Genomic DNA, 21,149 nt, shown 5'->3' with positions numbered 1-21,149 from the left:
CTTGTCACTGTTTGGCCAATGATGGTCAATAATGAGGTATCCGCGTTGCCTACTATTGGGTCGAGGCTTGAGATGAGCACGCCACAGCGCCAGGTGCTACCGACCGGTTCCTTCGCTCCGGTTTCGCACAGATTGCTGCAGCGCAAGTGCGCCTGCCATGGGGAGTGCGAGGACTGCCGTGACAAACAGCTGTTTCGGAAGCCACGGCAAAACTACGGCAGCAGTTACGCCACCCGTACTGTCAACCGCGACGTGGCGCATTCAGCGGGCCATCCGCTGGACGGCGCCACGCGCGCATATATGGAGCCGTCCTTCGGGCACGACTTCAGTCGGGTGCGCGTGCACACGGATACGAAGGCCGCCGAGTCGGCGCGCGCAGTGAACGCCCGCGCGTTCACTGTTGGTCAGTGCATCTATTTCGACAGCGGCGAGTATCGGCCGGACACGTTGTCGGGTAAGAGGTTGCTCGCCCATGAATTGGCCCACACCATTCAGCAGCGCAGCGCCGACACGGGCGCTCAGCACTTTTCACCCGATCGGGCGGCTCCCGAGAGCCACCACTTCGAGGACGAGGCCGATCATGCGGCCGAGAAGGTGCTCGTTGGTGGGTCTGTGCCGGCACTCGGAGCGGCCTCGCCCGGCGACGCACAGCGGCAGGGCAAAGACGACAAGAAGGAACTCAAGCAGCCCAAGGTGGTTCCACCCGTTAAACCAACCGCCGCACAGAGGAAGGTGATCGACGTGGCGAGGCGCGTCGCTGCCGTCCGAACCCAGGTGGCCAAGTTCAAAGCCACCGGTTTGCACGGCGATGCGGCGTTTCAGGACGCGCGCCAATTGGCGCAGATCAAATTCGACTGGGACCTCCCGAACATGGAACAGATCGGTGAAGTGCTCAGTGGAATGGGCGGCGGACTCATCGGAGTGGATGTCAAGGTTGCAGGTTTCGGCGACCCCCAGTGCGGTTCGCGAGCAGGGTATGTCAGCAACCACCGACCACCGATCGTGCTCTGCCCGGCGTTCTTCACGGATCCCACCGGCGCCGAGGGGCGCTCCCGAACGATGATCCACGAAATGGCGCACCTGCAAGGCGTCGGGTCCGCTGACGTCGGCGAGGAGTACTTCGTCACGTTCGATTGCACGTCGAAAGGCTCGTTCGAGTCTGCCGATTCGTGGGCCAATTATGTCCATTGCCTCAGCGGCCAGACTCCAGACAAGCCAGTGGAGATCAAGGGTAAGGGCGCGGGCAAGACCGCCCCGCCGAAGAAGCCGGAGCGAACGGCCAAGTAGCGAGAAAAGCCACGTTGACTGCCACTAACGAACTGGCCCGGTTTGATCCCAGCGGACGCCGGCCACTACGGACTTCGGCGCCCGTGACCGGTTTGAGCCATTAGCGCGGATTCCCGCAAGGTCGTCATGGGCGATCAGGCTGGCGTTGGCTGGGATCGGGTAGTGCCCGATTGGCTTTGTCTCTCTGCGGCTTCGGCTTCTGAGGTAATTACTTCCAGCACCGGATGGGGTAAGTTTCGCTGCCTGTCACAGCCTGTATCCGTATCACGTTGTGCAACCGACGGCAGCGAGAGCCGCGGTGCGTCCGAACAAATCACAACCCTGTGAGTAGTTTCCGCTTCGCTGGGCGGGTCGCCTTGACCCGCCCCGACCAGACAGTTCTAGTACAAGGGTGGAACAGGCAGCGGAATCGACCCCAGCTGGGGCCGCTCGGCCCGGTGGTGAGTTCTTCGCTGCCCCGACCGAGGTGAACCACCGCCGTTACGAGGCGCTGCGCGCCTACCTGTTCGAAGGTGCCTCGGCCGCACAGGCTGCCGCCCGGTTCGGCTACACGCCGGCCGCCCTGACCTCGTTGGCCCGTTTCACCCACACCGCCGCGCAGTTTTCTCCTGATTCTTCACATGGTAGGCACCAATCCACTCTTCTCGATATCAAACAGTCCCCCGTCCCGGCGCGCCCCGGACCCGCGATCTCTTCCACAGAAATGGATCGTCGGAAGGTCGGTTCCGATCAATCGAGCACCGCGGCGATGAACGCCCGAGCCGTCGGCGTGTTCTCTTCGAAGGTGGGCTGAATTTGACTGGCGGGAAGGATGAAACCGCCCTCCATCGCGGTGCGCGGCCGCAGCTCGATGGTGAAGGAGGGGATCCCGTACACGCCGTAGGTCCAGTCCGTTGTGTCGCCCGCGGTCGGGTACAGCTGGGACGACTGCTCGGCCACGTACTCCTTCCCGTGCACGGCCTTGATCAGGGTGCTCATCTTGGTGGCGAGGGTGGCCATTGCGTTCCGGTCCGCCGCGTTCTGGATCGGTTTCCGGGTGTAGCCCCACGGGTACAGGATCAGCTGGGAGTAGCTGTGGTAGGTGATCACCCCCGCGAACAGTTCCCGTCCGATCAGGTCCCGGACCGCGCGGGTCTCGGGCTCGGAGAAGGCGCGCGGCCCCACGTAGGTCTCGTCGGCGGGGGTGTGCGAGGAGGTGTCGATGTCGAGGGTGCCCCACATGTAGCCGTAGTTGCGGTTCGGGTCCACCCCGATGGTGCCGTCGAAGTTCGTGCGGCGGTTCTTGCGCCACAGCCGCTCGGTGGTCCTGCTGTGTTCGTGTCCGTCGGGGTTGACCATGGGCGCGACCCAGATCTCGCTGGTGGACAGCCAGGTCGACACGGGATCGGTGGTCGAGTTCGTCAGTAGATGCTCGGCCAGCAGGTAGGGGACCTCGACCGCGAGCCATTCACGGGCGTGATGGCATCCCATGAACGCTATCTTGGTGGTGCTGCCCTTCCGCTCGCCGAGGCGCAGCGCCCAGATGGGGCGCTTCTCCACGCTGCGCCCGATCTCCTCCAGTGCGGCGATCTCTGGAAAGCGTTGCGCGAGAGCGCGCATGTCGTGCTCGAGGGTGGCCGCGGAGTGATATCCGGAGGCGGCCTCTTCGGTGGCGAAGTCGGACAGGAAGGCTTCTGTTTCCTGTAATTGTTCGATCGTGTAGCCCATCTTCTCGAGACGTTCCAGCTGCGCCTCGGCGGCCCGCACCACCGCATGTTCCGCCGTCAGTTCCCAGATGTCCAGGCCGAGGGGCATCTCCGCGAGCTTGTTCATGGCGGCTTGTGGCCGCTCCGACGTGACGTTCACTATCAGGTTCATTGTTGCTCCTCATGATCCGATGTCCCCGCAGCGGGGGGACGTTTCTCGAACGCTTCGACCGTGCTGATCCGCTCCACGGTGGCCAGCCGGCGGCGCTGCACCTCGGCGAGCTGTGCGTCAGTGGCGGCGACCACCAGTTCGTTTCCGTGGCGCTCCCACACGTCCAGGCCGAGGCCCACCGCGAGCAGGGTCTCCACGTCCGTCCCGGGGGAGGGGACGAGGCGGGCCACCCAGCGCGAGGGGGTATCGACCATGGCGACGGGCCCTCCTTTCGGTGTCCCGGCTTCGCGGGTGGTCCGGGAGACCGCCGCACAACCCGGGCTGATGCCGTGGACGTCAGAACGTGATCGAGAATCCCGGCTGGGAGGCCTGGACTTTGGTGTAGGTGACGCCGTCCACTCGCAGCCCGTCCGGGTTGAGCACGGTGATCTGGCCGCCCGTGTTGGGCAGCACCACCGGCACGGTGAGGGTGCACCGGAGCGTGTCTCCCGCCTCGATCGTCCCCGACAGGGCCATCGGATGCTTGTCACGGTCCAGCAGTCGCCAGCCGTCCAGGTCGATCGCCGCGCTGGTGGTGTTGAGCAGCGTCACGGTCTCCACCTCGGGGGAGAGCACCGGGTTCGCCAGCGCCGCGACGATCCGCACCGCCCCATCCGGCGCCTCGGGTGTCGGTGGGGTGCCCGGGGTGAACGGGCGAGCGATGATGCCGCGGTCCGAGGGTGGCCCGCTGACGGCCGGCCGGATCTGGTGCCCGGTCTCGTCGTCGGTGTGCCAGGTCTGCGACTGGAATTTCAGGAACACCCCCACCCACTGGTCCTGGCCGGGGAAGTGCAGCAGCAGCGCACCGTCCTGGTAGACGCCGTCATCGGTGGTGAAGCGGCCGACGTTGGCCTGGTTCATGTGGATGTCGTGCACCCCGTTGCCGGGCAGGAACCCGAAGATCTTGTCCTTCTTTCGGTCTTCGGGTCCCCACCGTTCGCCGAAGGCGTAGAGCATCGCGTCCTCGTCGGCCATCGCCCGCTGGACGTAGTGGTCGATCTTCTCGTTCAGGTCGTTGTCCGGGCCGGGCACGTTGAACGGCAGCGGCACCATCTTCCGGGGATCGAACAGATTCGAGCGGATGAAATCCAGCGCCGGCCCGCCCGGTGCCGAGGCGAGCCGGTGCCAACCCTCGTCGAGGGCCGCGCACTGCGGCAGGAACGGATGCTGAAAATGGGACTCGATGAGGTACTCGACCTCCGAGGGCTCCAGCGCCGAGGCCACGTTGACCGCGATGCGATAGTCGGTGGTCTCGTCGATCACGTGGACCTGGTAGTGCGGATTCGCGCCGGAACCCAGCACCCGGTTGATCGGGCGGCCCTTGAGGACCCCGTACTTCGTCAACGGCATGTCGACCTCCTGGAAACGGCGGGTGTGCGGTGGCGGATGCCGGTCACGGTGTGAACCGGGCGATCGCGGGCGCCTCCCGCCGGCGGGTGGGATCGGTGGAGATGCTCGCCAGGGCGGTGTCGCCGGCGGTGCCGGTGTCCGGCGAGGTGATCGAGCAGGCGGTGGCTGATCAGGACGTGGTCGATCAGTTCGCGTTGCCCTCGAAGAGGCGCGAGTACCGTTCCTCGGCCGGGATCTTCCGGGCGATGGTCCACAGCCGGGTGGTATTGCCCCGGTCGGGATACTGCGCGAGGCCCGCGACGTCCTCGGAGTGGTCGAACCCGGGTGTGTCGTACTGTGATCCGGGTGGCCCGTACAGCATCGGGGTGGTCGCGGCCTGCGGGGTGTCGCTGCAATCGCCGAGCACGATCACCGACGCCACTGCCGGCGGTGCGGCCGGGGTGCGCAGCACGGTCGCGGCGATCCGCAGCGTCGCGGCCTCGGCGGCCCGCCGATACAACGCGTACGCCCCGAGGCGGGCGCGTCCGTCCTCGTCCCGGGGTGTGAACCGGTTCCCCGGGAAGGTGCAGGTTCTCCAGATTCCCGGTCGCTACCGTTACCATCAGCCCTCCCTCATGACATGTCCCGGCATCGGGCGCGCGCCGGGATGTGGTGCGCCGGGCTCGGTCACCGACACACACCAGCATGGTCCCCACCGTCCCCGGGTGTCACGAGTAGTGCACTACCTGCCTCGTGTGGATGGCTCGCCCACGGTGGAAGTATCCGAGCGGGCTTCTAGGACGCCTCCGCCGGGCACCTTTGATGCAGAGCAGGAGCGCGTACCGCGACCGGCAGGCTTGAGAAGCTCACGGCCACAGTCGACATCATCGATATTCGAGGTCCACCGGCATGTCCCGGCCAGCGGGACGACCCGTACGGGGTCTATCGCGTCGTCGTGTAGGCCCAGTTCCCTCGAACATGTCCCGGGTGCCGGGTAGAACGTCGTCGCGGGTCGGCGTATGCAATTTGCCATCGGCCCTGAGCCACCCACGGCAAGTTGCCGACACGACCAGCGGACATGCATCGGTGTGTACTCCCGTTCGCGTTCAAGGGAACTGGGCCCTTCAATGGGTTCGATCGATCCGGGTGATTGAGGGCCCCGGGTCACCGGGCACTTGGCATGGCTGATCGTCCCCACCCACGATCGGCGATATGCGACATCCCATGAGGGCATAGACGGCCGACGCGGCGCGCTGGGCCTGGTCCCCGAGTGCGTCACCTCCTGGAACGCCAGGTACCTCGACGCCGCGCCCACCGCGTTGCGGCACGACGGATATCCGGTGGCCGAGGAGGACATCGTGCACCTCGGCCCGCTGCGGCATATCAATGGGGTGCAGTTGCGGGGGCAGTGCCTCGACGTCCCTGGGCTTGAGCCCACTTGCTCGGGGCCACCGATACATGGGCTCGACCCACAGTTGGTACGAAATTCGAGTGGTTCACTACTCATGTTGTGGCGGGCGGCGAAGCCGAGACTTGTCGATGTGAGCGATTCGGTCAGATGATCGGCCCCACCACGATTTTCGCATCAGTGGTTCAGCCGTCGCGGCCATCGGGTGGCCGATCTCCCTCGGCCATGAAACGTGTCCAAAGGAATGAAAGCCATACGCGCGTTCCCGGTGACTAGAGGTTTCACGACCGACAACCGAATATCCGACAAGAAAGGCAAGGAAAGCCATGAACGTCGTATCGGATCCGACAGCAGAATCGGAATTCGCGGACTTCGTAGAGGAGGCGACCGGGCCGCTCTCGACGAACGGGCACGCGCCGGAGGCCTCGGGGCCGGAGACGCACGCCGAAAGTCCGGGAGCTGTGCCACCGATCGCGCTTCCCAAGTTGGCTGTTCAAGCGGCGTATCGAGCCACCGTATCCGGGTTCGATCTGGAGTTGCGGGTCGATGTCGACGGCGTCCGTCCAACGAAGCGGGTCAGCGGCGACTTCTTCACCCGCTCCGGTGCGACCGTGAGCTACTTCGGTTCGTTTGTGGTCAACGCGGTCACCGTCACCACCACCGCCGACGAGGTCAAGGTCGAAGGCCGGGGCGCCTTCACCTGGTCGGCGGCGAACCCGTTCGTGCGCGTGACGATTCCGCGGGTGACGATCCTTCAGCAGCGCAAACCGGCAACGCTGACCTTTTTGAACGCGGCGGGCGTCGCGGGCGCCAGCTACGTGTGCCCGTTCGCCTCCCGCTACCTTCGCACCGTCCAGTGGGAGCAGGATTCGGTCGCCGGCACAGTCCCGTTCATCTCCTACGACACGGGTTCACTGAGCGGTCCCGCTGGTAGCCCAGCGCGTGTCCTGACGGTGTCGAAGGCATATCAAGAGACCGGGATCGACCTACAGGTAGCGGGCGCACCGAACGTCGTTCCGGTCGGGAGTGCCGGCAGCGACGCGAAGTGGACCGACGCCGAACTCCACGCCGCGATGGTCAACCATTTCAGCCTGCATGCCGACAGACCGCAATGGCGGGTCTGGCTGCTTGTGGCGACCACCCACGTCGGCGGCTACCGCGGAATCATGTTCGACTACTCGGACTCGTTCCAGCGGCAGGGCTGTGCCGTCCTGTACGACGCCATCAAGGGGACCGACGCGGATAGCCAGCGAGCGGCGTTGCGCACATACGTCCACGAGCTCGGGCATGCGTTCAATCTGCTCCACTCGTGGCAGAAGAACCTCGCCGACCCGCCGGCGCCTCTGGGGCCGAACAACGGATTCGGCGATCTATCCTGGATGAACTACGTCCAGAACTACAACTCCGGTACCGGCCAGGCCGGCGCGGCGGCGTACTGGGCGGCGTTCCCGTTCCAATTCACCGACAACGAACTCGTCCACCTGCGTCACGGCTTCTACAAGAACGTCGTGATGGGGGCCAACTCGTTCGGCAAGGGTGCCGCCGAGATCGACCCGGACATGTTCGACGAACCGCTCGTCGACAACTCGGGGCTGGCCCTGGAACTGCGGTCGAAGGGCGCATTCGAGTATGGGGAGCCGGTCGTCGCGGAGATCAAGCTGTCGACGAACGATCTGCGCGGGCGTGAGACGCACGGATATCTGCACCCCAACGACGATTTCGTGAGCATCGCGATCCGTCAACCGACCGGCCGAACCGTCGTGTTCCGCCCGATGATGCGGCGCTGCGCGGATGAGTCCCGGGTCATCCGCCTCGACGGCAGTCGCCCGGCGATCTACGAGAGCGCTTACATCGGCTTCGGACGCGACGGACACATGTTCGAGCAGCCGGGCCTCTACCAGCTACGTGCGCAATACCTGGCGGCGGACGGCTCGCGGGTCGTCTCGCCGGTCACCGAACTGCGCGTGCGGCGCCCGATGAACCGCGAGGACGAACTGGTCGGCGAGCTGCTGCTCGGCGACGAGCAAGGTCAACTACTGGCACTGCTCGGCTCGGATTCGGCCGTGCTGCAGAGCGGGAACGACGCCCTCGGCACCTTGCTCGACGAGCACGCCGAGCATCCGCTCACCGTTTACGCTCGGCTCGTGAAGGGCGTGAACGCGGCCCGTGACTTCAAGCTCCTGACACCGCAGAAGACGATCACGGTCCGCGACGCCGACACCACGACGGCAATCTCCATGCTCAAACAGGTCGAGCAGGCCTCCACCGCCGACGCCGGCGTCGACAACATCACGCTCAACATGGCAATGCACTGCCAGGCCAGAGCCGAGGCCCGCGCCGGGCACACCGCGAAGGTCGAAAAGGTGCTCGACCGGATGGTCGACATCTTCCGCAGTAAGGATCTCAAGAACGAGGTGCTCGAGACGATCACAGCGGAGGCGAAGACGGCGAAGAGCGAAATCGTCGGCGAGGAGACCGGTGCCTGAACCGGAGGGGGGCCTTTCGCTCCACCTGCGCGCGGGTGGCCCCACCCAACGGGGCCACCCGCTGAGCGTGTCCATCCAACTGCGCAACTGCGGCCCCCGTCGGTGCCTGCTGGTCGGGGTACTCGACGGCTCGGAGTCGTGTCTGCGCTACCCGCACTACCGACCACAGATCGTCCACGACGGAGCGGTCGTGGCCGCGCCTGAGGTGTCCGAGGACCCACTCGTCGGCCCCCTGCGGGCCGTGGACTTTGTCCGCCTCGATCCCGGTGGGGCGTTCGACCCGAGCGCCGGACATGGTGCAGCGGCGTTTCTGCCACTGACGACGTTCACCAACTTCGTGCCGACCGAGAGCGGAATCTACGTATGCACGCTCGAGTTCTCGACGGAGAGTTTGCGCACCGAGGACTGGCTCGGGCGCTTCAATCAGGACGCCGAACGAGACGTCGTGTTGGACCTGATTGCGGATGTGCCGCGCGTGACGCTCCGGGCGGAACCGCTCCAGATGTTCGTTCGGTGAACGGTTCACGGCATGACCGCTGCACACCGGAGGAACGCCTCAACAAAGAAATCCGCAGACGGACCGATGTGGTCGGGATCTTCCCCGATCGCACCGCGTTGATCCGGCTCGTCGGGGCGGTCTTGGCCGAGCAGCACGACGAGTGGATCGAAGGGCGCCGCTATCTCGGCCTGGATGTTCTGGCCCGCTCCCGCAACGACAAGCCCACCGAGAGCAGCACTGAATCCACCGGGGAGGTGACACCGGCCTTGACTGCTTGACTCACCAACCGAGGAGTCCACGTGACAGCCCTCGTACACCACCCCCAAGGACTTGACCCGCCGCCGTGGTCGAGCTGGCGACTGCTGCCTTGTAGGTCATTCCTTTGGGCAGGCGCAGGACATCGGCCAGAGCAGCATGCTCGTTGGGGGTAGGGATAGAAACGGGTTCCCCCGACCGCGGGTCCGAGTGCCGTGGAGTGAATAGCGATGATCGCTCGAAGTCGACTGTCGGGGTCGTGACAGAAGACGACCTGTTCGTGGGGGAAGTCGGCGAATACGTCGCGGTCGAAGACACCGATGTCATTGTCGGTAATGGTGCTGGTCGATGACATGGTTTTCTACCTAGGGTGGGGTGGTTTCGTGGGCGGACCGTGGCGCGCGGGTGGTGCCCGGCCCCAGCGCAAGGGCGGCCGATGGTGCACTCCATGGCCGGAGCGCATCCACCGCCCGCCCGTATGAATCAGGGCCGTGGGCCGACCTGGTTGTCCAGATCCGCGGTGTCGATGCCGAGTTCGCGGAGGCGGTCCAGGTAGAGGTGCACATTGCGCATCTTCACCTCTTCGTAGCCGCGCACCATCTCGGGTGCCGACGCTACTGCGACGGCGGTGTCGTAGGAACCGGTGCGCAGCCCGGCCACCAGCTCGCTGATCACCCCTTCGTAATGGGCCAGGAGCTTGCGTTCCACCCTGCGCACGTGCGCGTATCCGAAGGGGTCGAAAGCGGTGCCACGCAGGAACTTCCCCTTCGCGAGGACCTTGAGGGAGAAGTGCGAACTGGGTCCGAGCCCGATCTTCTTCTTCCGCCCCAGTGCCTTGAGGGTCGGCGGGTGCAGCTTGTAGGTCAGATTCGCACCGCCGGGCACCTCGGCGTTGACCGCCTCGACAAAGGCCGGGTCGGTGAGCATACGCGCGACTTCGTACTCATCCTTGTACGCGGTCAACTTGTGCAAACCCTCTGCGACGGCCGACGACAGCTCGGTGCGGTCGGTGATGGCCTGCTCGGCGATCCACACCCGCTCGACGAAGTCGATGTACTGCGAAGCGATGCGATCGCCTTGGAACGCAACCAGCGCGCCGGCGCGCCGTTCGAGGAGTTCGCGGGTCCGACCGGTCACCGGGGAACCGCTCAGTAGGTGCGTCGGAACGACTGTGCCACTGCGCTGCGGAACCGCCGCTGCCGTGGTGGCAGCCCGGAAGACTTCTGGATCGGCCACCGCGACCCGGCCCCACCGGAACGCGGTCTGGTTCGCGCGCACCGCGACACCGTTGATGGAGATCGCGTCCTCGATCGACTCGGCCGGGATCGGCAGAGCACCGGCCTGGTAGGCGGCGCCGACGATGAGCAGATTCGCCGCGGCCGTGTTACCGAACAAGGTCTCCGCAGCGGCCAGCGCATCGAAGGACACCAACGCGCGGCAGCGGGTGTCGACCCGGGTGAGCAGTTCGTCATCGGCAGGGTAGGACACCGATCCGTCGTAGACCATCGCTCCGGTCGCCGTCTTGCTGGTGGAGGCGACAGTGAGGGTGCGGTTCGGGTCCCCGTAGCCGACGTTCTTCGAGTCTGCGGCGGTGAGCAGGTCGAACGCGAGGATGCAGTCCGCGGAGGAGGGGCTGATCCGATTCGACGACTCGACCGGCTGCGCACTGATCCGCATGTGGGACGTGACCGGTCCGGCCTTCTGGCTCAGTCCGGTCTGGTCGAGCCCCTCGGCGTGCAGGCCGGCACGCAATGCGGCCATACCGAGGACCTGGTTGACGGTGACGATGCCGGTGCCGCCGACGCCGGCGAGGAAGACGTTGTAGGTCTCCTCGAGCGTCGGGAAGTCCGGCTCCGCGACCGTCGGTGGGGTCGGGGGATTCTTCCGTCCCGCGGACGCCGATTTCTCGGGAAGCTCCACGGTGACGAAGGACGGACATTCCCCGTCCAGGCACGTGTAGTCGGTGTTGCAGCTGGTTTGGTCGATGCGGGTCTTGCGGCCGAACTCGGTGTCCACTGGCTGAACGGATAGGCAGTTGCTCTTCACACCGCAGTCCCCGCAGCCCTCACAGACCGCCTCGTTGATCACGACCCGGGTACGGCGCACCGGCAGCTTTCCACGCTTGCGCTTGCGCCGTGCCTCCGCCGCGCACTGCTGGTCGAAGATCAGCACGGTGACACCCATGGTTTCGCGCAACGCACGCTGCGCCTCGTCGAGGCGGTCACGATCCCAGAGCAGAGCGTTGGCGGCGAAGGAGGCTCCCTTGTGGCGGTTGGGGTCCTCGGCGCAGACGATGATCTTGGCGACGCCCTCGGAGGCGAGCTTGTGGGTCAGCTCCGGCACGGTCAGGGCGGCCTCGGCGTCCTGGGCGCCGGTCATCGCTACGGCGGAGTTGTAGAGGATCTTGTAGGTGATGTTCACCCCGGCAGCGACGCAGGCCTGCACCGCGAGCTGCCCGGAGTGGAAGTAGGTGCCGTCACCGACGTTCTGGAAGATGTGGTCGATATCGGTGTACGGGGCCTGCCCGATCCACTGGGCTCCTTCGCCGCCCATCTGGGTCAGGCCGGTGACCTGGGAGTCGGTGCGCGAGGACATCGTCACCAGTGTGTGACAACCGATTCCTCCGCCGGCCAATGAGCCCTCGGGTACGGCGGTCGAGCGGTTGTGAGGGCAGCCGGAGCAGAAGTAGGCGGTACGGCTGGTGGGCAACACCGTGAGCTGCAGCGGCGGCGGAGGAGGCGCGGTGACGGCGACCCGGTCCTTCAAGACCGCACGCAGTGGCCCCGTCAGCCGGGCGGCGGTCAGCTCCCCGTCGGGGGGCACCAGGGCCTTGCGTTTCGCGTCGTGTTTACCCAGAACCAATGGCGCGGGATCGGTTCCGTACAGGATGTCCCTGACCTGGTACTCGACGAAGGACGTCTTGTCCTCGACGACGAGGACCGTGTCCACGCCGTCGGCCAGCCGACGGATTTGGTTGGCGCCGAGCGGGAACGGCATTCCCACGCGCAGGATGCGGATGCCCTCCCGAAGCAGGTCGTCCTTGCCGAGTCCGAGTTCGGTCAGGGCTTGGCGCAGCGAGTCGTAGGCGCTGCCGACGGCGACGATGCCCAGCCACGCCTTCTCCGGTGCGACTTCGATGCGGTCAATGTCGTTGGCGGCGTTGAACGCCTCCACCATCGCCCAGCGGGGGCCGTAGAGGTCGGCCTCGGCGAGGACGCTGTCGGCGGGAACCGCGTTGATGCGCTGCTTGTAACTCCAGGGACGGCCCTCCCATTCGATGGTGGGCACGACGATCTCGAAGTCTGCGAAATCACGGTCGAGAGTCCAGATGCCGTCGGCGACGTCGGCGACGAATTTCATCGCGGGCCAGCAGCCCGACGCGCGCGAGAGCTCGATCGCGTACAGTCCGAACGCGATCGTCTCCTCGGCGTTGCGGGGAAAGAAGATCGGCATCGACAAGGCGGCAAGCGCCTTCTCGCTGGCGGCCGGTATGGTCGACGATTTCGCGGCAGGGTCGTCGCCGACCAAGGCGAGGACGCCGCCGGCCGGGTTGGCGCCGTACATCGCGGCGTGGCGGATGGCGTCGCTGGCCCGGTCGAGGCCCGGGCCCTTGCCGTACCAGATCCCGATCACCCCGTCGTGGGTGCGCGAACCCTGGGGCAGCTCGAGCTGACTACCCCACACCGACGTCGCCGCGAGTTCCTCGTTCATCCCGGGAATCAGGCGTACGTCGTGCTCTGTCTCGAGTTCCGGGATGCTCGAGATAAGCCGGTCGAGTCCGGCCAGGGGGCTGCCCTGGTACCCGGAGACGAACGTGGCGATGTTCTTACCCGAGCGGCGGTCGCGCTCGTGCTGTTCGACGAGCAGCCGGGCAAGGGCCTGGACCCCGGTCACCAGGACCGGCCCCGACGAAGCGCGGTAGCGGTCCGCGAGATCGATGGTGACCGCCACCGGTGCAGCGTCTTTGAGTTCAGTCATGGTTGCTGCACCGTCCGTGATCGTTCGGCAGCATGATCTGATACAGCGCCGGTTGTTGCTGCGGGGGCGCTGTCGGGCGCCAGTAGCGCGCGAAGCGCTGTTGTAGTGCGCGGACCTCGGGGCAATCAACCTGGACTGTGTCGTCCAAGCGTCGCATGGTCATGCCGCTCTTGGTGAAGAAGCGGTATATCTCCGGTGTGGCGACGCCGTAGACGCAGGCCACGCGGGAGGCGCGGAACAGTCCGAGCGAGCAGGTATATAGCCCTCGGTAGATCCTGCTGCGGTAGTTGCGCAGCACGCCGCTCAGCGCGTCGTCGGGCGCGGGCACGGCGACCTCAAATATCGGGTTGACGCTGAAGCGGCGTAGCTCGCCGACGCAGTCGACCGCCGCGCCGTTGCCGGTGGCGGCTCGGTGGGGGAGCTGCGCGCCGGGTGCCGGCGTGAACAACGACAGCGCTGGCACCGTGGTGCCGATGACGGCCTGCAGTGTGCCGATCATCACCGTGTCCTCGCCGACGCGGAGATTGGCCGTGAGCGTGTACGACCGCGCGTCCGGGATGGCCGCCTCCGCCGGCAAGTCGGGGGCGCCGTCGCCCGTGTAGTAGTGCGAGCAATACCCCCAGGTGAGCATCGCGGCCGCCGTCGTCGCTGCCCTGCTGTCGGCGGCCACCGCCGCAACGTCGACCCAATCGGCTGCCTCGTCTGCCTGCTCGCCGGTGTGGATCGGTGTGATCAGCGCGTCGTGCAGGGTTTGCAGGGCTGGCTGTCGGGCGGCTGTTCGCTGTGCCAGAGAGGCCAGCACGGGGAGCCGGCGTGCCAGGCCGGGCAATTGAAAACGCCCCGACACGAATTCGCGATGAGACTGCGGTTCATCGAGCAGCGCGACGGCGGCGGTTACTGCGTGGGTGTCGCTGCTGGCCACTGATTTGCCGTTCGTCTCAGCGGTCCGGCGGGTCGGGCCGGCGCCGAGCCGATGCTCGTGCGGGTGGTCCTCCGTGAACGTCAGGACCTGCTCCACCGGGCGGCGGTGGGCCACCGCCCGCGGCTCGGCTGCGATCGCCAGGCGCAGCAGCAGGATCTCACCACGCTGCTCGGCGATGATCGGGAACAGTGCCTCAAACCGTGTGCGGAGTTCCTGCAGCTCCCCGATGGCGGCTCGATCCAGGCCCGCGCCTTCCCCGTGCAGCAGACGAGCGAACAGAACCGTCGCCGACGCCATGGGTTGCACGGCCAACCGGTGCTGTGTTGCCGTGAGCCAGAACCGCTGCATCGCTCGGCCGCCGTCGAAGAAGGCGCGACCGCTCCACGTCGGCATGGTCAGCAGTCCGACGCACGAGGCCGCGGCGATCGCCTTGCGTGTCAGTTGCTCGAACGCCCCGCCACCGCCCCACTGTTTCACCGCGTCTACGACCGGCCACGAGCGCGCGACAACCAGTCCCGCCCGCTCGGTTGCCGTGAGGTCGATCGTCGCGAGGTCAATGCCGTCGCCGGTGGCTCGTGCCTCGGTGGGTGTCCAGCGGATTTCGCGCGCAAACTCATGGTGGCCTGCTTGGTTGAGCAGGCGCAGCCGCTCCACGGCGGCGGCAATGCTCGCCAGCTCGTCCAGCTCCGAATCTGAGGTCACGAAAGTCAGCTGGGCGCCGGGCACGGTGTGGGTGATCTGCTGCAGCCGGTGCAGTTGGGCGGAGTCGATCGACCGGCGGGGACCGAGGGTCCGGTTGGTTGTCCGCAGCCCGATCGCGCTGGCCAGGTGGTCGCACTGCTGCGACTCACGTCCCGGCAGAGTCTGTGCCTCGCGCGCGAAGGCGAACGCCGCAACAAGCTGCTGTTCACCGGCGATGAGTGGCTGTAGCGCGACGTGGAGCCCATAGGCGTGCGACTGCAGGACGAGGTTTTCTGCTGCTGCCCCCAGTGCCAGGTACGTGGCGGTGGACGCCACATCGAGCAAGGAGCCGCGCGACGGATCGCGGAACAGAAACAGGCGGCCATCGTTGTACAGCCATTGCCAGGGTTGCGCGTTCCCGCCCGAGGGCGCCCGAGTGGCGGCCTCGACCAGGCGCCTGACTTCGCTGCGATCGAGCCGGTGGGTCGTCGGCACCTCGGACAGGGCGAGTTCTCGGACCGCCGCGACCATCTCGTGAGTGCTCAACGGTGGCCGTGGCTGTGGCAGCTCCGGCGTGACCGTGGCTGCCGCTGTCACGCTCTGGTCGGCGATGAGCCCTTCCAGATCGATGTAGAAGCGACCAGAATCGTGGAACTCGTCGAGCAAGATCCGCCTCGCGACGTCGCTGACTGCCGCGCCGCCGAGCATCACGGCGTCCGCGAGCTGCGGCCACGTCGGGATGGTCTGCTCGACCTCCAGCATCGAAGCCTTCAGCCGCTGGGAAACGGTGTCGATCCCCAGCATGGCGAGGATGTAGGGCACCTTCGCCTCGGTGGAAAGGTGCTCGAGCGTGGTGACGTCGAGGTGCTCGATGAGCCCATGCAGCAGCGGACGCTGCGGTTCCCGGTCGAAGCGCTCGACGTCGAGCATGCCCCGGTCGCTGGTGTGCATGAGCACGGGAATGCCGGTCGCTTTGGCCCGCTGGCGCGCGAGCACCTTGATGTCGAGGCCGTCGCACACCTCGACCAGCAGGTCGAGGCTGCCGCCCTCGGTGAGGAAGGGATCGATCGTGGCGTCTGTGATGCCTTCCGGAAAGCAGGTGACGCGCAGGAACGGATCGAGCTCCGCGATCTCACGGGCCGCCACCACGGTCTTGGCGAGACCGAGGGCTGCGACGCTGCTGCGTACCCGATTGAGGTTGCTGAGCTCGAGGGTATCGAAGTCGGCAAGCCTGATCTCGCCGCACGTGCGTTCCATTGCCAGGGCGACGGCGATCGTCTGTCCAACCGAAAGCCCGATCACCCCGATCCGTTTCTCCGCTAGGACCCGCTGCTCGGCCGGCGTGATCTTGTACTGGTTGCGGCTGGTGCGGACGGCGACGAAATCGGGCTCGTCCAGAAGGTGCACGACCCTGCGCGCCCACGGGTAGTACACCCAGACCCCGTGGAGCGCGGGTGCGGTGCCGTCCAACTGAGCGCGCGCGGCCGCGGCAAGGGACTGGGCGGAGAACCGCTGCCGCGGATGGCGGATCTTGACCAGCTCGCCCAGTTGCGTGAGCAGCGTGTCGCAAACTTCGATCTGCGGATCGCGGAGAAGTGTTGACAGTGTCAGTCGGTCCGAATCGGAGCGCATCCGCAGGATCAATGGCCGGTACCCGTAGGTAGCCGAAGCGCGCCGCCCGACAAGGGAAGCGAGATCATCTGCATGCGGTGGCGCGCCCATGACCGCTCCTCGGGAAACGCCGGGACCCGGGGTGGGCCCTGGCTCGCCATCGAATCGTCCCCAGAACCTCGGCCGGGCGTTAGAGTAGCGCGCTACTCGAATTCACCCCGACTCGCTCGCCATCGGTGCCCGGCGGAAGTGCGTGCGATTTGGTGTGGTGTTTCGGCTGGGCCCTGCGTATTGGCGCCGCCGAGCTCTTCGTCGGTTCGTCTACTCCAGTAGAAAGCACCGTCAGATCGGAAAGACCTCATCCGAACAGATGACATCGGCGGTAATCATGGGTGCAGGCGGGGAAGACCGGGTGCGCTGCCCAATGCCGGGGCAGGGAGTGCTGGACGATGGTCACAGTCGACGATTTTTCGCGGCTCGTCTCCGCCATCTACGCCGCGGCCGTCACCCCCAGAGCGGTGGGATGCGACCCTTGCCGAGCTTGTCAGCGCATTCGATGGGTTTGCTGGAGGCTTGGGACTCGCGCAGTCGGCCACCCGCGAATCAGAGATCCAGGTCCGCAACGTCGGTGCCGACCCGTCCGCGAAGAAGACCTACAACGAATACTATTGTCGGCTCGACCATGTCACGGCGGCCATTGCTGAATGCCCGGTCGGCCTGGTCCGCACGGGAACGAGTTGATCCTTCCCCACATGCACTCGGAGTTCCACGTCGACTGGATCCGCTCCAATCATGTGGAAGACGGCGTTTTCGTCCGGCTCACCGGTAGCGCTCGATGCGCGTGGCTCGCCGTCGCGGCACCCCGGCGGTCGGAGCCGTTCGGCATAACCGAGCGGGTGACACCGATGCGCCAGCTGGTTCCGCACGTTCAGCAGGCGATCCGTACGCAAGGCAGAGTCGCGGATCTCGCTCGCCGACAGGCTGACCTTGCCGGAGCAAATGCAGCCGGTCCCAAACGGCATCGTGATTGTCGGGGCTGGATGCCGGGTATTGCATCTCAACTCCGCGGCCGAGAGCATCCTCACGGCCGGCGACGGCCTCAATATTCGTTCGTCGGGATCGACCACGGCAACGGTCATGCATGCCGACAGGGAACTCCATCGCCTCGTGCACCGCGCACTCGGCGACGGATCCTCCGGAATCCCCCGAAACGGGCATAGGCACAACCGAATCGCGCCAGTCAAAATTCCTCGGCCCAGGTCACAGCTCCACCACCGAGGAGGACAATCCAATGTCACCGGACACAGTGATTTCTTCCTGGTTGTGCCCACCTGTTGTCGAAGGCGACCGGACTAGGTGGATGGAATCCTTCAGGACCCGGCCCCGCGGCCTCCGGACCTCTTGTCCACGTAGATGTTCGCCGGGTCGATCCGCCTGCGCAGCTCAGAATTCCTCTGCGTCGTGCGGACCGAGGCAGGCAACCGACGGCTTGTCCGGATCGATGGCACTCGCGATGTCTTGTACCTCATTGATGGTGACCGCGTCCAGGTCGCCGATGAGGACGTCCGGATCAAGATCGCCATGATGGACGATCGCCTGGTGTGCCGTATGCAGCGCCACTGTGTAGGTGTCCTCGAACGCCAGCACCCAACGCCCGGCAGCGACCGCGCGTGCTCGCGAGACTTCCTCATCGGTTGGTCCCTGGGCACACAGTTCGGCGAGGATCTCGCGCATTCGTGTGTACGCCTCGACACAATTCGCGGACGCGAGGCCGGCGGCCAGGTTCAGCACCGCGACGTCGGCACACCCGCGGATACCCGCAGAAATCGAGTAGCACAGCCCGCGCTGTTCGCGGATCTCGTCGTTGAATCTGGAGCTCGGCGAGCCGCCGAGAATGATCGCGCAGATCCTCGCCGCGGCCCGCGCCTTGGCATCGGCGACGTCGTAGCCGAGGCGGTAACTCATTCGCAAATGCGACTGATTGGTGTCGCGCCGCTCGACCAGCGTCCGCGGCAGAAAGTCGGGTGCCGATTCGTATGGCTCCGGCTCGGCGAGCGTGGGGAACCGCTCGAACAGGTCGGATATTTCGCCATCATCGGAAACGTGGTCGGTATTGCCAACGATGAATGCGCCGCCGCGACACCCAGCCCAGCGGCGTTGCCGGAACGACAGAAGCGCCGCACGCGTGAACGTGGGCAGGTGTTCCACTCGGCCGAGGACGGGACGGCCGAGCGGGTGGTCGTCGAAGGTTGCGAGAGTGCTCATTCGACTCGCAACGTAGGCAGGCTGGTCGAGGTAGCGTGCGATCTCCTGGGCGACCACACCGCGCTCCTTGTCGAGATCGTTTTCGTCGAGCCGAGGTCGAGCGACGAAGTCGGTCACCAGGTCGATGGCCTGCGTTGCCGCCTCCGCGCGAACTGTGATGTGAAACGTGACCAGGTCGTGGGAAGTCGCTGCGTTCGTCCGAGCGCCCAGCTGTTCGGCGGTGCGGTTGATGGTGCGGTGATCTTCGTATTTTTCGCCGCCCTTAAACACCACGTGCTCGAGGAAATGTGCCATTCCATTCTCATCCCGCCGCTCGGCGCGTGCGCCCGCGTCGAAGGCGATCATGATGGTGGTTGCCCGCGTGCCATCGACGCGAATCCGATGCAGGGGGAGGCCGTTGTCGAGAGTCTCGGAGACAATTCGAGCCATCCGTAGCAGTCTAGGCACTCGGGATCGACTCCGCCACGGGCATTGGTCACGGGCCATTTCGGCCCCAGACTCCTGAGGCTGACCCGAAGTGCAAGGTAGCGGTGTGATTCTCGGAACGCTTGGGGTGTTGTCGCTCTAGGAGAGCAGGTCGAACCGTGGGAGGCGGGCCGTTTACGTGGCACGGCTCTCTCGGGCACCCCGACGTTATCCCATTCCATACCCGGGCGCGTGTCGAAAGTTAGGTCCGTACGAATGTTGTGACACGCAATTGTGGGACTAACTTTCGAGACGCGATGACCTGAGCACTTGTCGGAATTTCGAGTGGTCGGATCACCGTCCCAATTCCAAGGATCCGGGTCTTTGTGGGGAGCCCACAAGTTCAGTGCGCGTCCTGCTGTCGATGTTCGGAGTCGCGTTCAGTGATGCTCGAAGTCCTGTTCAGCTGGTGTTTCTGCCCCAGCTCGGTTGGCCGAACTCGGCAATGAGCAGCACTCATCGCACGCGCCGCGTGTCGATATGAACCACCCCGCCAGCGGCGGCGTACTCTTCGCTGCGGCACCCGCCCCGATGGGAGATTCCTCGCCCTAGACAAGTGCGAACCTTTCAATCGGATTCGGTCGGCCCTAGTCAAGCCCACCGCATGTACCCGGGCAGTGCCTTTCAAATGCGCTGGTAGCGTAGGTATTCGGCGTAGGCCAGCACCGCTTGGTAGTCGGCCGAGCGCAGGTCTACCCCGAGCAGCATGCTGGTAGGAACCGGGCAGATCGGAGGATGTCATCAGCGGTCATGCCGTAGAAGCGGTCGTGCCGCGCGAGTTCGCCGCTGTAGAGCTTGCGGTTGCCGCGTTCGAGCTCGGAGACCGCGCCGCGCTGCACGGGATCGACAGCACCGCCGCAATGTCGTCCTGAGTCTTGCGCGCTTCGCGGCGCAGGACTCGCAGGCGCGCACCGAATCTCTGCCATTCGGCGGCGTCGGCGCCGCGGGGTGCTGCGGCCGGCGCAGCGGTCGTCGGTGCCCGCCTCGACTCGGCTCGGCGGTCTGTTCGGTGTTGCGGTCGTGGTCGCGCAGCAACCGCATCACCGTAGCCGATGAGAGGTGCTGGCCCTTCTTCTTGCCCTTGGTGATCACCAGGCGCCTCAGCGATGTCGCGCAGGCTGTGGCTGTTCTCGCGCAGGTGCAGCGCCATGGACAGCATCGCCTCGTCGACCACGGCGACCCCGCCGATGGATTTGCCGCGCTGGCGGGCGGATTCGTGGCCTTCGAGAGTGCGGTCGCGGATGTATTCGCGTTCCATGCCCACAGAGCGGCCAGCACGGTGAACACCACCCCGGACGGGTCGTGGGAGCTCTGGAGTTCGCCGGTAAGGAATTCCAGTCCGATGTTGGCGGCTTTGAGCTGTTCGGCCAGGGCGGCGAGTTCGATTCCGCGCCCGAGTCGTTTGTGTTCGTGCACGACCAGGGTGAACGCGGCGCCGGAGGCGCGGATCTCGGCCGCCAGGGCGACGGCCTTGTCGAGTTCGCGCGGAACTCGGCGGGCTGCCGCAGACATCTGGTGTCGAGCATCCGGGCGCGGTACGCAGGGCTGTCGGGGCCGCGGCGAGGTTCCTCTCCGGGGTAGACCGGCTCGGCGCTTGGCGGGGCCAGTAACCCTGCGAGGGTCCCTCGAGGTCGAAGGCGCCGCTTCGCGGCCAGGTCCACGGCGACGGCGGCCGCCGGGCCTGCGCCATGATGGAGCGGGAACCGGCCGGCGGTACCGCGTTCATGAACAGCCGTGGGCTGCTGCACCTCGACGCGCACTTCGAGAACATCCTGACCGACAGTCGACGCCTCCAATTCGGCGACTACGGCCTCTCGCTCTCCTCCGGGTTCGATCTCTCGCCGACCGAGGCCGCGTTCTTCGACCAGAACCAGAGCTATGACCGTGGCTTCACCGCCACCTACCTGGTGAACTGGCTGCTCGTCGCCCTGTACGGGCCGCGCGGTCGCGTTCTCGGTCGCCAGCGCCGCGGCCCAGATTTCGAGTAGTCGACTACTCGATACAACGCCGCGGCGGCGGCGGACCTTGGAACAGTAACGAACCCTGTTGTTCGAATCGAGGAGAAAT

General features: G+C 65.9%; 17 protein-coding genes and 1 pseudogene. 9 read left to right on the top strand and 9 right to left on the bottom strand.

All coding sequences use genetic code 11. The features are described from left to right. The first annotated feature begins 72 nt into the window (after window positions 1-72). Window positions 73-1,287: a DUF4157 domain-containing protein gene (locus P3H15_RS28220; protein ID WP_276140259.1), complete on the top strand. Its 1,215-nt coding sequence runs from the start codon at window positions 73-75 to the stop codon at window positions 1,285-1,287. Window positions 1,288-1,678: 391 nt separating this feature from the next. After that, window positions 1,679-2,080, top strand: a complete 402-nt coding sequence (locus P3H15_RS28215) for a hypothetical protein (protein WP_276140258.1) — start codon at window positions 1,679-1,681, stop codon at window positions 2,078-2,080. On the opposite strand, the gene P3H15_RS28210 is transcribed toward P3H15_RS28215, so the two are convergent. The 4 genes from P3H15_RS28210 to P3H15_RS28195 all read right to left on the bottom strand — a co-directional run bounded on the left by P3H15_RS28210 (window position 2,017) and on the right by P3H15_RS28195 (window position 5,032). Further along, complete coding sequence (locus P3H15_RS28210) at window positions 2,017-3,144, bottom strand: M14 family metallopeptidase (protein ID WP_276140257.1); 1,128 nt, start codon at window positions 3,142-3,144, stop codon at window positions 2,017-2,019. The genes P3H15_RS28215 and P3H15_RS28210 overlap by 64 nt on opposite strands. Beyond that, window positions 3,141-3,398 carry a hypothetical protein gene (locus P3H15_RS28205; protein WP_276140256.1) on the bottom strand — a complete coding sequence of 86 codons (258 nt, stop codon included), beginning with the start codon at window positions 3,396-3,398 and terminating at the stop codon, window positions 3,141-3,143. The genes P3H15_RS28210 and P3H15_RS28205 overlap by 4 nt, the downstream gene beginning before the upstream one ends. 82 nt (window positions 3,399-3,480) lie before the next feature. Next, window positions 3,481-4,533 carry a DUF2278 family protein gene (locus P3H15_RS28200; protein ID WP_276140255.1) on the bottom strand — a complete coding sequence of 351 codons (1,053 nt, stop codon included), beginning with the start codon at window positions 4,531-4,533 and terminating at the stop codon, window positions 3,481-3,483. A 184-nt stretch (window positions 4,534-4,717) separates the two neighbouring features. Then, on the bottom strand, window positions 4,718-5,032 hold the full coding sequence (locus tag P3H15_RS28195) for a hypothetical protein (protein WP_276140254.1): 315 nt from the start codon (window positions 5,030-5,032) through the stop codon (window positions 4,718-4,720). A 655-nt stretch (window positions 5,033-5,687) separates the two neighbouring features. Here P3H15_RS28195 and P3H15_RS55805 point away from each other — a divergent pair. From P3H15_RS55805 to P3H15_RS28180, 4 genes and pseudogenes are all read left to right on the top strand, one after another. Continuing rightward, window positions 5,688-6,074, top strand: coding sequence for a Tn3 family transposase (locus P3H15_RS55805; protein ID WP_369426204.1), 387 nt, complete (start codon window positions 5,688-5,690; stop codon window positions 6,072-6,074). A 172-nt stretch (window positions 6,075-6,246) separates the two neighbouring features. Then, a complete protein-coding gene (locus P3H15_RS28190; protein ID WP_276140253.1) occupies window positions 6,247-8,406 on the top strand; it encodes a hypothetical protein in 2,160 nt (719 codons plus the stop codon). After that, the gene (locus P3H15_RS28185; protein ID WP_276140252.1) at window positions 8,399-8,923 is read left to right on the top strand and encodes a hypothetical protein; all 525 of its coding nucleotides are present in this window, start codon (window positions 8,399-8,401) and stop codon (window positions 8,921-8,923) included. The genes P3H15_RS28190 and P3H15_RS28185 overlap by 8 nt, the downstream gene beginning before the upstream one ends. A gap of 26 nt (window positions 8,924-8,949) precedes the next feature. After that, window positions 8,950-9,183: pseudogene (locus tag P3H15_RS28180) on the top strand (transposase); the annotation flags it as partial. Here the strand turns inward: P3H15_RS28180 and P3H15_RS55800 are convergent. The 3 genes from P3H15_RS55800 to P3H15_RS28165 all read right to left on the bottom strand — a co-directional run bounded on the left by P3H15_RS55800 (window position 9,084) and on the right by P3H15_RS28165 (window position 16,463). Then, a complete protein-coding gene (locus P3H15_RS55800) occupies window positions 9,084-9,386 on the bottom strand; it encodes a hypothetical protein (protein ID WP_369426206.1) in 303 nt (100 codons plus the stop codon). The pseudogene P3H15_RS28180 and the gene P3H15_RS55800 sit on opposite strands and share 100 nt — an antisense overlap. Window positions 9,387-9,643: 257 nt before the next feature. Next, window positions 9,644-13,138, bottom strand: coding sequence for an indolepyruvate ferredoxin oxidoreductase family protein (locus P3H15_RS28170; protein WP_276140251.1), 3,495 nt, complete (start codon window positions 13,136-13,138; stop codon window positions 9,644-9,646). Continuing rightward, window positions 13,131-16,463 carry an Rv1355c family protein gene (locus P3H15_RS28165; protein WP_276140250.1) on the bottom strand — a complete coding sequence of 1,111 codons (3,333 nt, stop codon included), beginning with the start codon at window positions 16,461-16,463 and terminating at the stop codon, window positions 13,131-13,133. Before P3H15_RS28165 ends, P3H15_RS28170 begins: the two co-directional genes overlap by 8 nt. A 462-nt stretch (window positions 16,464-16,925) precedes the next feature. Here P3H15_RS28165 and P3H15_RS28160 point away from each other — a divergent pair, with 462 nt between their 5' ends. Further along, a complete protein-coding gene (locus P3H15_RS28160; protein WP_276140249.1) occupies window positions 16,926-17,093 on the top strand; it encodes a hypothetical protein in 168 nt (55 codons plus the stop codon). Between the two features lie 702 nt (window positions 17,094-17,795). Here P3H15_RS28160 and P3H15_RS28155 read toward each other — a convergent pair. Together P3H15_RS28155 and P3H15_RS28150 are read right to left on the bottom strand one after the other, a co-directional pair. Then, window positions 17,796-19,046: a pitrilysin family protein gene (locus P3H15_RS28155; protein WP_276140293.1), complete on the bottom strand. Its 1,251-nt coding sequence runs from the start codon at window positions 19,044-19,046 to the stop codon at window positions 17,796-17,798. Window positions 19,047-19,830: 784 nt separating this feature from the next. After that, the gene (locus P3H15_RS28150; RefSeq protein WP_276140248.1) at window positions 19,831-20,340 is read right to left on the bottom strand and encodes a hypothetical protein; all 510 of its coding nucleotides are present in this window, start codon (window positions 20,338-20,340) and stop codon (window positions 19,831-19,833) included. A 44-nt stretch (window positions 20,341-20,384) separates the two neighbouring features. Here P3H15_RS28150 and P3H15_RS28145 point away from each other — a divergent pair, with 44 nt between their 5' ends. After that, window positions 20,385-20,663 (top strand): hypothetical protein, encoded by a 279-nt coding sequence (locus tag P3H15_RS28145; protein WP_276140247.1) that lies wholly within the window; start codon window positions 20,385-20,387, stop codon window positions 20,661-20,663. A 107-nt stretch (window positions 20,664-20,770) separates the two neighbouring features. Beyond that, complete coding sequence (locus P3H15_RS28140) at window positions 20,771-21,070, top strand: hypothetical protein (protein WP_276140246.1); 300 nt, start codon at window positions 20,771-20,773, stop codon at window positions 21,068-21,070. The last annotated feature ends 79 nt before the right edge of the window (window positions 21,071-21,149 follow it).

Origin of the sequence: Rhodococcus sp. T2V, from assembly GCF_029269925.1 — a bacterium.
Taxonomy (GTDB): Bacteria; Actinomycetota; Actinomycetes; order Mycobacteriales; family Mycobacteriaceae; genus Rhodococcus_F; species Rhodococcus_F koreensis.
The sequence above is the reverse complement of the archived record's forward strand: the minus strand, read 5'-3'. Positions and strand labels throughout refer to the sequence as shown.